Below are 13,041 nucleotides of genomic sequence, written 5' to 3' on the forward strand. Positions count from 1 at the left end.
GTAGAAAAGGATTATCCGGTATTAGCTCCGGTTTCCCGAAGTTATCCCAGTCTTACAGGCAGGTTGCCCACGTGTTACTCACCCGTCCGCCGCTAACTTTAAAAGCAAGCTTTTAAAGTCCGCTCGACTTGCATGTATTAGGCACGCCGCCAGCGTTCGTCCTGAGCCAGGATCAAACTCTCCAATAAAGAGTTGATTAGCTCATTGCTAAACTCTAGCTTTTTATTACTTGTTGTCATTCTATAACATTCGTTATAAAACGATTATTGTTGACGTTTGTTTGTTCAGTTTTCAAAGAGCAATTTGTTTCATGTCGTCATCGGCGACTTTTTAATATTATCAGAAGTCATTCTCGAAGTCAACATTTTTTTAAATTTCTTTTTTCTTTCATCATTGCTTGTTTCAGCAACGAATATTAATATACCACCGTTTCATACTCTATGCAACTACTTTTTAAAAGAAAAAATATTCTTATTATTTGATTACACGTTAATTCTTATAAATCTTTTAAAATAACAGTAAATACTCTACAAATACCGCTCTTAACCCCCCCTTCGCTTTTACTATCTTCTATAGTGTATTGTCTACTTTAATTTGACTCCTTACCTCTTCCCTAACCCGCACTACCCCTACCTCTTCTATTACATGACATTGTGCGAATCAATAGATATTAGAAGTCGAACATAACAACTATTTAAAGAAAATAAAAAACGTGGTACCTTTCTGCAGGTACCACGTCTCTGTATTAACGATGTCTCATTAACGGGAATAATAACACGTCTCTTATAGAAGGAGAATTAGTTAACAGCATAACAAGACGGTCAATGCCGATTCCTAACCCACCTGTAGGAGGCATTCCATATTCTAAAGCCTCTACAAAATCCTCATCCATTAAGTGTGCTTCATCATTTCCTTGCTCACGCTCTTTTAATTGTGCTTCAAATCTTTCTCTTTGATCAATTGGATCATTTAATTCAGTGAAGGCATTCGCATGCTCTCTTCCTACGATGAATAATTCAAATCGATCTGTAAAACGAGGGTCTTCCTCATTCTTCTTCGCTAATGGCGAAATTTCTAACGGATGTCCGTAAATGAATGTAGGCTGAATTAATTTTTCTTCTACTCTTTGCTCGAAGAACTCATTAACAATATGGCCATATGTCATATTATCATTAATCTCTATATTATTCTCTTTAGCTAATTTTCTTGCCTCTTCTACACTCATCTCCGGCCAGAAATCTACACCTGTGTATTGCTTAATTGCATCTACCATATGAAGTCTTGTCCATTCTGGCTTCAAATCGACTTGATAATCTCCATATGCTACTGTAGTAGAACCATGGATTTCTTGTGCAATATGAGCTACTAAATTTTCTGTAAGACTCATAATATCACGATAATCAGCATATGCTTCATAAAGCTCAATCATTGTAAATTCTGGATTATGTCTTGTTGATACACCTTCATTACGGAATACACGACCAATTTCATATACTTTTTCTAACCCACCAACTATTAATCTTTTAAGGTGAAGTTCAATAGCTATACGCATATATAAAGGCATATCTAACGCATTATGATGTGTTATAAAAGGACGTGCAGATGCTCCTCCTGCAATGGAATGCATCATCGGTGTTTCTACTTCTAAATAACCGTGGCTGTCTAAATAACGGCGCATAGATTGAATAATTTTACTGCGAAGAATAAATGTATGCTTACTTTCTTCACTTGAAATTAAATCTAAATAACGTTGACGATAACGTTGTTCAATATCTTTTAAACCATGGAATTTATCCGGTAACGGGCGCAACGCTTTTGTAAGTAGCGTGAAATCTTTTACTTTAACGGAAAGCTCCCCTACATTTGTTTTAAATAAAACACCCTCAACACCAACGATATCTCCTAAGTCTACAGCGTTGAAAATAGCATATTGCTCTTCTCCTACATTGTCTTTACGAACATATAGTTGAATTTGTCCTTCAAGATCTTGAATATGAGCAAACCCTGCTTTTCCTTTTCCTCTTTTCGTCATTACTCTACCAGCAATTGTTACAGTAATATTTTTTTCCTCTAGCTCTTCTTTCTCTAGAGATTCATATTGTTTTTTTAACCCTTCAGATAAATGAGTTCTATCAAAACGTTTACCAAACGGATCTATTCCTTGTTCGCGTAACTCATTCATTTTGTTACGTCTCACTAGTAATTGGTCATTTAAGTTTAATTCATCATGACTCATGCTTAATCATCTCCACTATCTTTTTATGTATGATCACCTAAAAAAGGAATCGTTCAATTTTATACATACTTTATTATTCTACACAATGTCACGTTTACAGACACTAAAAAAGAAAAAAAACTGTCAGATTTTTATCCAACAGCTTTATTTTTGCACATATTACAGGAAATTTAAACAGTTACCTTAAAAATTAACCTACTTGGATTTCGGTTTGTTCTTTCGCTTCCACTTCTAATACTAGTGCATTTAATAATGTTACTAACTGCTCTCTTGTTTCACATTGATTAACCGCAGTCCTTGCTTTTGCATTTCCTTTTATACCTTTTAAGTACCACGCAGCATGTTTTCGCATTTCTCTAACTGCTACATACTCACCTTTTAGGCTCATTAAACGATCCAGATGAAGAATACACACATCTATCTTCTCGCGAACAGATGGATCACCCACTAATTTTCCAGTTTCTAAATACTTAACTGTACTATAAATCATCCACGGATTCCCTAGTGCTGCTCTCCCAATCATTACCCCATCACAGCCCGTCTCATCTAACATTTTTTTCGCATCTAGGGGTGTTTTCACATCGCCATTTCCCAATAAAGGAATATTAATCGATTGTTTTACTTCACGGATAATATCCCAATTTGCTGTTCCTTCATATAATTGAACACGCGTGCGACCATGCAATGCAACGGCTGCTCCGCCTGCCTTTTCAACCGCCTGAGCATTTCTAACCGCATATATATGGTCTTCATCCCATCCCATACGCATTTTGACCGTTACTGGTTTATCTACATTTTCTACAACCGCAGAAACCATATCATAGATTTTATCTGGATCCAACAACCATCTAGCACCCGCATCACATTTTGTAATCTTCGGCACAGGACAGCCCATATTAATATCGATAATATCCGCATTGGTATTTTTATCAACAAATTGTGCCGCTTCCACTAGCGTTTCTTTTTCTCCACCAAAAATTTGTAAGCTTAATGGGTTTTCCCGCTCGTCTATATAAAGCATATCCATCGTTTTCTTATTCTTTAAAACAATCCCTTTATCACTTATCATCTCCGCACAAACAAGACCAGCTCCAAATTCTTTCACTGTTAAACGAAATGCAGAATTTGAAATTCCTGCCATTGGTGCAAGTACAACACGGTTGCTTATTTCAACATTTCCTATTTTAAACAAACTTTTACCTCCTTGATGGACAGTGCTTATTTACTTTGATGTGGATCTAATTCTTCTCTTGTTATCTTTAGCACACCTACAATAGAATCAATCATCTCTTCCGAAGGCATACGATTACCTCGTTCAATCTCCCCTAAAATAGAAACAGAAACAAGTAGCTCTTTTGCTAGACTTTCCTGTGTATATCCTTTTAGCTTTCGAAAAGCTCGAATACGTCTTCCCCATTTTTCTGTTGTTTCCATACCCTTACTCCTTCTCTATCTGGCAAAAGCTTCAAACTTTCTTTTAAACGCATTGATTTATTCGGTAACTTTATGTCTGGAGCAATTTCTATTAGCGGAACTAAAACAAATGCTCGCTCTTCTATTCTCGGATGTGGAATTATTAGCTTATCTGATACTATATTTTCGTGATTATACAATAAAATGTCAAGGTCTATTGTTCTAGGACCCCATCGAATTATCCTTTTTCTCCCAAGTTCGTTTTCGATACTTTGGCATTCCTCTAATACCGAAGAAGGCTTTAATGATGTTTCAATCTGTACAACAATATTCAAAAATAGTGCTTGTTCCTCATATCCTACTGGGTCGGTCTCATAAACAGAGGAAATGTTTACCACTTTAATTTGCTTATGATTATGAAGCATTTGTACAGCCTCGCGTAAGTATTCCAATCGATTGCCTATATTTGAGCCTAATGATAAGTAAACATTATTCATCCTTTTCTGCTCCTCGTAATTTCCACAGCAACCGATTTATAATGACCTGGAATTGGAGGATCTGGTTTAATAATACGAACGGTAATACTTTCAATAAGGGAATAAGATACCAAAAGCTTCTTTGCTATATTTTCTGCAACTGCTTCTATTAATTGATATGGCTTACCTTCAACAATTTCCTTCACGTCAAAGAAAAGCTGGCCATAATTAACCGAATATTGTAAGTCATCTGTTTCTCCAGCCTTCGCTAAATCCACTTCTACTTGTAAATCTACGATAAAACGCTGACCTAACTTATTCTCTTCTTTAAATACTCCATGATATCCATAGAACTCCATTTGATTTAATATTATCTTATCCACCGTATTCTCCCTTTCCCATTAAAGCATCCATCATACGAGCCATGCGTGTCATTTCTTTCACATCATGGACACGAATAATATGGCATCCTTTTTGAATACCATAGCAAATAGTAGCCCCTGTTCCTTCTACTCTTTCCGTTACAGGTAAATTTAACACATTCCCAATCAATGATTTTCTTGAAGTTGCAAGCAGCACAGGATACCCCATATCAACAAGCTTATCTAACCCGCGCATCATTTCTATGTTTCTGTTTAAATCCTTCGCGAAGCCAATACCTGGATCAAGAATAATATTATCAAAAGGGACCCCCGCTGCCTTTGCAATCTCAATACTATCCTGCAAGTCAGCTACTACCTCTTCTAAAAAAGACGAGTAGTTAAGATTATCCCTATTATGCATTAAAATAATTGGAGCTTGAAATTCAGCTGCAACGGACGCCATTTTTGGGTCTCTTTTTGCTCCCCATATATCATTGATAATATGCGCTCCTGCTTGCAAAGCCTGTCTCGCTACTTCTCCTTTATATGTATCAATTGATAAAGGAACATCTACCTCTCCCGTTAATCGCTCAATAATAGGAATTACTCGCTCTAATTCTTCTTCGATTGAAATTTCTGTATAGCCAGGTCTTGTAGATTCTCCGCCGATATCGATAATATCCGCCCCATCCTCTACCATCTGACGAGCGTGGTTTAATGCTGTTTCAACTTTGTTAAATTTACCGCCATCAGAAAAGGAATCAGGATTTACATTTAAAATACCCATTACCATTGTTTTTTGTTCAAAATCCAATGTGTACGGACCACATGCTATTTTATTTATCATTCCTTTATTCCTCCTAGCTCTTCTTTCGACCATAATTGAGTGGAATGCTTTCTATATTCCTTATAAAGCTTAGCAACAACCTTGCCTTCTACTCCTTTATAGTCATATCCATCTATTTTTTTTATTGGGATGATTTCCTGAATAGAATTCGTTGCAAATACTTCTTCTGCACCTGCAAGCATAACCAACGGAAACATCCCCTCTTTTACTACTAAACCCATGCTCTTTGCAAGGCTTAAAACAAACTGTCTCGTAATTCCATTTAATATACCAGCTTGCAGGCTAGGAGTATAAAGCACTTCATTGATAACCCAAAAAAGATTGGAAGTTATTCCTTCAGCAACATAGCCTTCTTTTGTTAAAAAAAATCCTTCGATTGTCATATCTGCACCAATCTCTCGCTTCGCCAAGATATTATTAAAAAAATGATGAGATTTTAAGCGAAAAACCCCTTCTGGTGTATTTCTTGGAATCGTCACTACCTGTCCTATTTTTTCCGGCATCCCATTTGCTGGTGGAAGGGGTTTTATATACACGATTGTATTTGGTTCTAAATATGGATCTGTTTGAAGTCCTATCATTCCATTTCCAGCTGAAACATTCCAGCGAATATAAGCATTATTAATATTGTTTTTTTTCAATAGACTTTGAATAATAGCGACCACTTCTTCTCTTTCAAAAGATAATTGGATGTTCATCTCTTTTAAACCTTCATTTAACCTGCAAAGATGGTCATCTAATAGAAAAGGATGTCCCTCATATACACGAAATGTTTCAAATAAGCCTAGTCCATACATAAAGCCATGGTCAAAAACAGAGATAGCCGCTTCTTCCTCGCTAACAACCTGCCCATTTATGTACATAAACATTTTATTTCTTACTTCCTTCTTTATAATATTGAATAAAATTTTCCAATAATTCCATACCAATCTCTGTCATAATTGATTCTGGGTGAAACTGCACCCCTTCAACTGGAAGTTCTTTATGTCTAATCCCCATGATTTCTCCTTCCTTTGTCCAAGCAGAGATTTCTAAACAAGAAGGCAATGTTTCCTTTTTCACAATCAAGGAATGATAACGTGTAGCGGAAAAAGGGTTAGGTAAGCCTTGAAAAATCGTTTTATTATCATGATAAATGAGAGAGGTTTTTCCATGCATTAAATTTGCTGCTTGTACAACCTCCCCTCCAAAAACCTGTCCAATTGCTTGATGACCCAAACATACTCCAAAGATTGGCATATCACCAGCAAAGGATTGAATTGCCTCTAAACTTATCCCTGCTTCATTAGGACTACACGGTCCTGGAGAAATCATCAAATATGCCGGATTTTCTTTTTTTATTTCCTCTAAAGAGGTTTCATCATTTCTTTTCACTTTTAATTCTTGCCCTAATGATCCTAGGTATTGCACAAGGTTATAAGTGAAAGAATCATAGTTATCAATCATATATATCATTTGCTGCCACCCAATTTCTCTTCAGCTAATTCTTTCGCATTCCAGAGTGCCCTAGCCTTTTTCATCGATTCTTTGTATTCATTTGCAGGGATGGAATCGATCACAATTCCTGCACCGGCTTGAACATATGCTCGGTTTTCCTTCACCAGCATCGTCCGTATCATAATATTTAGCTCTACATCATGATTATAACCAATCCACCCTAAAGAACCAGTATACGGTCCACGTCGAACTGGCTCTAGTTCTTCAATAATTTCCATCGTTCGTATCTTCGGTGCACCTGTAATCGTTCCACCTGGAAACATGCTATCAATGAGATCGTACTCATCTTTTTCTTCTGAAAGCTTTCCTTTTACATTAGATACAATATGCATCACATGGGAATACTTTTCGATTACCATAAATTCGTCTACTTGAACACTCCCATATGCACATACTCTTCCTAAATCATTTCTTTCTAGGTCGACTAGCATCACATGCTCTGCTCTTTCTTTTTCACTCTCCATCAATTCATTAGCAAGAGCTATATCCTCAGCATCGTTTTCCCCCCGTGATCGCGTTCCAGCTATCGGTCGTGTACTCACTTCCTGTCCCTTCTTTTTAACTAGAAGCTCTGGTGAACCACTTACTAACTGAAACTCTGGTGTATGGAAATAGCCCATGTATGGAGAAGGATTCAAAACCCTCAGTTGTCTGTAGACCTCGAGCGCAGATACATGCAAAGGCTTGGCTTGCCGAACGGATAAGTTAACTTGGAATGCGTCTCCCGCGGAAATATATTGCTGAATCTTGCGAACGGATTGTTGGAATTCATTATCTTCAATCGATACCTTCAGACCCTCAGATTTCCCAATATTCCCATGCGGATATTCGGTTTTATTCTCTTCTGCCCATCCCTTTGCATAGGTTTTTATTTTATCCTGAATGAAAGCTAGCTGATCTTCTACATATAAACCAGAAATCCATAGCTTATTTTCTTCATGATCATAAGTAAACCACTCTTCAAATAATAAAAAGAATACATCAGGAATATTTAAGTCATCCTTTGTCTGGTTAGGAATTTTTTCGATATACCGAATATAATCGTAACTAATAAACCCAAGCGCACCCCCTTGAAAATCAGGTAGCTCCGATTTAGACTCAACAACATATTGATTCATTACTTCTTTTATTGCATGAAGTGGATTCCCTTTGATGAATCTAGTTCCCTGCTCATCTATCACTTCTAAACGATGATATCTACCGATCATTTTTACAACTGGTGAAAAAGCACCAATGCTATACCTTCCACCGCGACCGCTTTCTAATAAAACATAATGTGATTCACCTTCCGCAAGGGATAAAAATTGCTTAAAGAACTGCTCATATGTCAGAGAAATCGTCTTACTATATATCTTGTAATTCTTCAATCAGGTTTCTCTCCTTCAACATTTATCTGTTCTCATCATACAGGATACATAAAGTAAAATACAAAAAAATCACGTATCTATTTACGCAATTTTTTAATACTACTTTTTATATAAAAAAGCAAAAAAGCCCCCTTGAAGGGAGGCATTTTACTTTTTAACTTTTATGCTTATTCTTCATCAAACTGATAAAGAGGTGTGCTTAGGTAGCGTTCTCCGTTACTTGGGATAATTGCTAATACTTTTTTCCCTTTTCCTAACTCTTTCGCTACTTGTAAAGCGGCATAAATAGCCGCACCAGAAGAAATACCACCTAACACGCCTTCTTCCTTCCCTGCACGACGAGCATACTCAAATGCTTGTTCTGTCGAAACTTGAATAATCCCTTCATACACTTCACTATTTAGAATATCTGGAACAAACCCAGCACCGATACCTTGAATTTTATGAGGACCTGGCTTACCGCCTGATAAAACGGGAGAATCAGCAGGCTCTACTGCATAAATTTTGATATCTTTATATTTTTCCTTTAATACTTCCCCAGCACCAGTGATTGTTCCGCCTGTACCAATACCAGCAATAAACGCATCTAAACCTTCGTCACCGAAAGCATCAATTATTTCTGGTCCTGTTGTTAATCTATGTACTTCAGGATTAGAAATATTTTTAAATTGTTGCGGGATAAAATAGCCGTTTTCTTTTGCTAATTCCTCTGCTTTACGAATAGCTCCACCCATACCTTCTGGTCCCGGTGTTAATACTAATTCAGCTCCGTAAGCTTTCAATAATCTCCGGCGTTCCATACTCATTGTTTCTGGCATAACTAAAATCGCACGATAACCTTTTGCTGCAGCGACCATAGCAAGACCAATTCCTGTATTTCCGCTAGTAGGCTCAATAATTGTGCTGCCAGCCTTTAAGTCCCCACTTTTTTCAGCTGCTTCAATCATTGCAAGCGCAATACGGTCTTTTACACTGCTGCCTGGGTTCATGTATTCTAATTTTAAATAAACGTCTGCACTGGACTCATCTTCTACTAAACGGTTTAATTTAACAATAGGTGTTCCACCGATAAGATCGACTACAGAATTTGCGATTTTTGACATTTTCTATCTCCCCTTATTATTCCGAGTATTTTAATTGGTTTTATAATATTAATTTATCAAATAACACCATCATTTGTCAATCAATATGTTTGTATTTTCCGAAAATTAATCATTCAAACATACGCAACGTTATTGTAGAAATTTTCGCAATACCTCATCTATTAAAGGCATCTTTGTCGCTCTCTCCTCCAGCAATATATGTTTTTATCCTACTTTACTATTTATAAAACGACACCGTTCACCATACTACCTTTATAAACATAAAAAAACAGCCTCCAGATATGATTTTTAGCAAACCATTCTTTGAGACTGCCTAATCTTAGTTTCTTACTTTGCTTCTTCTAGCATTTTTTCTAATTCTTCTTTAGCGAATATATATTTCTCATTACAGAAATGACATTCTACTTCTGCTTGACCATCTGTTTTAATTATATCTTCAATTTCCGCTTGGCCTAAACTGATTATTGCATGAGAAAATCTCTCTTTTGAGCATGTACATGTAAACGAAATGGGCATTTTTTCGATTACTTTTACATTGTCCTGCCCACAAATTTCTTCAAGAAGTTCCTCTGGAGTTAAGCCTTTTTCAATTAATTTAGATATTGGCGGAATTTCACTCAATCGTTTTTCAATCTTCGTAATCGTTTCATCTTGCGCACCAGGCATTAATTGAATAATAAAACCTCCAGCAGCCAAGATACTATTATCTGGATTCACTAATACTCCTACTCCAACAGAAGATGGTACCTGTTCAGAATTAAATAGATAATAAGTAAAATCTTCTCCAAGCTCTCCAGAAACGATTGGAACTTGCCCTGTAAAGTAATCACGCATCCCGATATCTTTTACAACTGACAATGTCCCTTCTGTTCCAACAGCTCTTCTTACATCTAATTTTCCATGCTCATTTAAGTCAAAATGCACTTGAGGGTTGCTAACATATCCACGCACCTCTCCTTTTGCATTACCATCTACCAGAATAAGACCAATTGGTCCACCACCATTGATTTTTACCGTTAATTTTTGATCTCCTTTAAGCATAGCTCCTAGCATCGCTGTTGCTGTTAAAGATCTACCTAAAGCAGCGGAAGCAGTTGGCCAAGTATGGTGTCTTCTTTGACCTTCTCCTACTGTTTCTGTACTTCTTACTGCATACGCACGAACTTCCCCATCAAACGCTAACGCTTTTACTAAATAATCACTCATAATTTACTCCTTTGTCTTCTAGCAATTAATCAACGGATTCATTATTCCGTTAAATAGCTCAAGTATGAACTTCTCTGTTTATTTTAGTGTATCCTTATTTTTTTTATAAATAAGCTGTAATCCCTTTAATGTAAGAAACGGATCAATTTCATCAATAATGTTTGATTCTTTTGCTATAAGATTTGCTAATCCTCCTGTAGCAATGACTTTAGGCTGAACTGCACTTTCTTCTTTCATTCTCTTAACAATCCCTTCAACCTGCCCTACATAGCCGAAAAGAATCCCTGATTGCATGGCAGAAACGGTATTTTTACCAATAACCCCCTCAGGACGTGCGATTTCAATCCTCGGCAGTTTAGCCGCTTTAGAATACAGAGCCTCTGTAGCAATATTAATTCCTGGTGCTATCGCTCCACCCATATATTGCTTTTGCTCATTTATATAGCAGAAAGTTGTAGCTGTACCGAAATCTACCACAATCAACGGACTTCCATATTCATGTATCGCCGCGACTGCGTTGACAATGCGGTCCGCTCCTACTTCCTTAGGATTATCATACTTTATGTTTAAACCTGTTTTCGTTCCTGGACCAACCACTAACGGTTTCAACTGAAAATACTTTTGGCACATTCTTTCCAAAGAAAACATGATAGGAGGAACAACAGATGAAATAACGATCCCAGTAATATCGGAAAAGGTTAAACCAACATGGTCGAATAAAGATTTAATAATCATACCATATTCATCTTCCGTTTTATAACGATTCGTTTCAATTCTCCAATGATGCTTTAATTCTTCCTTATCATATACACCTAATACTATATTTGTATTTCCAATATCAAAGACAAAAATCATTATGGTCACCACTTTTTTATTAATTTCATTCGGTAAAATCCCATTTCATATAGCTCTGCTTACTATATCATCTAAATTCTATAGCCCTGAGAAAGTGCTTTTCTAGAAAAGCACCATACAAAGAACTCACTTTCCTAAAGCCATAAATAAACGGTCTTTTCCAATACTGGACATATCATAACACACAACAGGAAAGAGACAAAGTGTAAAGCAACGGTTGCTTATAAAGGTTCTAAGTCAATTGTTGGGGTAAAATACTAGGCTACCGCGCTTAAGCTTGGTGGCATTTGTATGTTTGGAAGGTCTTAGACCCTCCAAACATACAAATGTTCATTCTCTAGTTTTTATCCAACATGTATTCCAATTCCCTTAAATTGATGTGTTAATAATATCTTGGCACGAAAGCGCTCAAAACTTCTAAATCCAAATGCGTTTCGTTTGATTACTTTGGTGGAATTGTTAATCCCCTCAAGAAAACCATTTGAGTAATTGTACACAAAGCTGTTGAGTATCTCCGTCTGCCAATTCTTGAATGTCTTTATTACATCAGACATCTCTAAAATACCTTCGGTTTTAAATCTTATTAAAAGTTGTTCGAGTTCATATTTGACCTTCTTAATTTGTGTGCTTCCAATTTCTTTAGCCCTTGTAAACCATGCTCGAAAGGCTTCTTTCAGTTCATAGGCCTGCTTTAATTCTTCCGACATAGATAGATATCTCTCTAGAAGCCAACGTTCTTCATTATTTAACTTATCTTTTGCTTTATGAAAGACATGTTTCATTCTCTTACACTTCTTACGATCATACGCATGAAAGTTTTGTTGGACACGTCGCCTAACCTTATCTAATGCCCAATAAATATATCGACAAAAATGAAACCTGTCCGCTACAATAACTGGTTTACCCAGAGCTTCTTGTACAGCTGCTTTAAAGGATGGACTCATATCCATGATTACGATTTGTACTTGCGCTCCATGTTTTTGAAGGTACCGTTTAATCGTTTTTTTATACCGATTTGGAAGAATGTCAATTGGTTCTCTTGTGATTCCATTAGCTATAATTAATTGATATTTCCCTTCCTTGGTATCGCCTTTGTACTCATCAATAGCTATCACTTTTGGCAGCTCTGTGACCGGATGAATTGCTTCTTTGGCTATTTGATCGAAACGACGAACAACTGTTGTTGGGGATGTTCCATAAACTTCTGCCGTCTCTTTATATGTTTTTCCTTTTATTGCTTTGATTGCAATTGCCTGGTTCCATTCGATCGTACTACGCTGATAACACTCTACAAACGTGTTCATTTCAGAGAATCGCTTTCCGCAAGCACAAACATATCTTCTTCTTTTATAGAACAACAGCGTTTTTCGTTCAAACCACTTCAAATGTTTGATTTTTTGAATGCGATAATCATGAATTCGATTGGTTTGACTGCCACACTTTGGACAACAGTGCGGTTTACGCTCCATCTCTACATAAACATGAATATATTCTCCTACTTCTTCTACGTTTTTTACCAGCACATCTTTTAATCCTGGAATAGAAATGTTAAAATTCATATACACGCATCTCCATTTCTTTACTTGTTTCTCGACAATTCAAGTATAAAAGAATTGGATGTATGCGTGTATTTTTTTGCATACAAATTGTAGGACAACCCCAACAAATATTATAGAGCC

Annotated in this window: 13 protein-coding genes and 1 rRNA gene; all 14 read right to left on the reverse strand. The window is 36.6% G+C overall.

Going from position 1 to position 13,041, the window contains the following annotated elements; all coding sequences use genetic code 11:
• Positions 1–188: ribosomal RNA gene (locus tag ADJ83_RS16080) — 16S ribosomal RNA — on the reverse strand; the annotation flags it as partial.
• Positions 189–745: 557 nt separating this feature from the next.
• Positions 746–2,236, reverse strand: a complete 1,491-nt coding sequence (gene lysS, locus ADJ83_RS16085; RefSeq protein WP_031537161.1) for a lysine--tRNA ligase — start codon at positions 2,234–2,236, stop codon at positions 746–748.
• Positions 2,237–2,426: 190 nt separating this feature from the next.
• Positions 2,427–3,428 carry a tRNA dihydrouridine synthase DusB gene (gene dusB, locus ADJ83_RS16090; RefSeq protein WP_048718393.1) on the reverse strand — a complete coding sequence of 334 codons (1,002 nt, stop codon included), beginning with the start codon at positions 3,426–3,428 and terminating at the stop codon, positions 2,427–2,429.
• A 26-nt stretch (positions 3,429–3,454) separates the two neighbouring features.
• Complete coding sequence (locus ADJ83_RS16095) at positions 3,455–3,670, reverse strand: helix-turn-helix domain-containing protein (protein WP_031537159.1); 216 nt, start codon at positions 3,668–3,670, stop codon at positions 3,455–3,457.
• Entirely contained in the window at positions 3,619–4,146 is a 528-nt protein-coding gene (folK, locus tag ADJ83_RS16100) for a 2-amino-4-hydroxy-6-hydroxymethyldihydropteridine diphosphokinase (protein WP_048718395.1), read from the reverse strand. The genes ADJ83_RS16095 and folK overlap by 52 nt, the downstream gene beginning before the upstream one ends.
• Positions 4,143–4,508, reverse strand: coding sequence for a dihydroneopterin aldolase (gene folB, locus ADJ83_RS16105; RefSeq protein ID WP_031537157.1), 366 nt, complete (start codon positions 4,506–4,508; stop codon positions 4,143–4,145). Before folB ends, folK begins: the two co-directional genes overlap by 4 nt.
• The gene (folP, locus tag ADJ83_RS16110) at positions 4,501–5,334 is read right to left on the reverse strand and encodes a dihydropteroate synthase (RefSeq protein ID WP_031537155.1); all 834 of its coding nucleotides are present in this window, start codon (positions 5,332–5,334) and stop codon (positions 4,501–4,503) included. Before folP ends, folB begins: the two co-directional genes overlap by 8 nt.
• The gene (gene pabC, locus ADJ83_RS16115; protein ID WP_048718399.1) at positions 5,331–6,203 is read right to left on the reverse strand and encodes an aminodeoxychorismate lyase; all 873 of its coding nucleotides are present in this window, start codon (positions 6,201–6,203) and stop codon (positions 5,331–5,333) included. Before pabC ends, folP begins: the two co-directional genes overlap by 4 nt.
• A 1-nt stretch (position 6,204) precedes the next feature.
• Complete coding sequence (pabA, locus tag ADJ83_RS16120; protein WP_031537153.1) at positions 6,205–6,789, reverse strand: aminodeoxychorismate/anthranilate synthase component II; 585 nt, start codon at positions 6,787–6,789, stop codon at positions 6,205–6,207.
• Positions 6,786–8,198 carry an anthranilate synthase component I family protein gene (locus ADJ83_RS16125; protein ID WP_035416381.1) on the reverse strand — a complete coding sequence of 471 codons (1,413 nt, stop codon included), beginning with the start codon at positions 8,196–8,198 and terminating at the stop codon, positions 6,786–6,788. Before ADJ83_RS16125 ends, pabA begins: the two co-directional genes overlap by 4 nt.
• A gap of 167 nt (positions 8,199–8,365) precedes the next feature.
• Positions 8,366–9,301 (reverse strand): cysteine synthase A, encoded by a 936-nt coding sequence (cysK, locus tag ADJ83_RS16130; protein ID WP_031537151.1) that lies wholly within the window; start codon positions 9,299–9,301, stop codon positions 8,366–8,368.
• A 327-nt stretch (positions 9,302–9,628) separates the two neighbouring features.
• Positions 9,629–10,507 (reverse strand): Hsp33 family molecular chaperone HslO, encoded by an 879-nt coding sequence (hslO, locus tag ADJ83_RS16135; protein ID WP_048718397.1) that lies wholly within the window; start codon positions 10,505–10,507, stop codon positions 9,629–9,631.
• Positions 10,508–10,585: 78 nt separating this feature from the next.
• The gene (locus tag ADJ83_RS16140) at positions 10,586–11,362 is read right to left on the reverse strand and encodes a type III pantothenate kinase (RefSeq protein WP_031537148.1); all 777 of its coding nucleotides are present in this window, start codon (positions 11,360–11,362) and stop codon (positions 10,586–10,588) included.
• A 344-nt stretch (positions 11,363–11,706) separates the two neighbouring features.
• Positions 11,707–12,927 (reverse strand): ISL3 family transposase, encoded by a 1,221-nt coding sequence (locus ADJ83_RS16145; protein ID WP_081836520.1) that lies wholly within the window; start codon positions 12,925–12,927, stop codon positions 11,707–11,709.
• Between the last annotated feature and the right edge of the window lie 114 nt (positions 12,928–13,041).

It is taken from the genome of Bacillus sp. 522_BSPC, assembly GCF_001076885.1.
GTDB classification, from domain to species: Bacteria; Bacillota; Bacilli; order Bacillales; family Cytobacillaceae; genus Niallia; species Niallia hominis.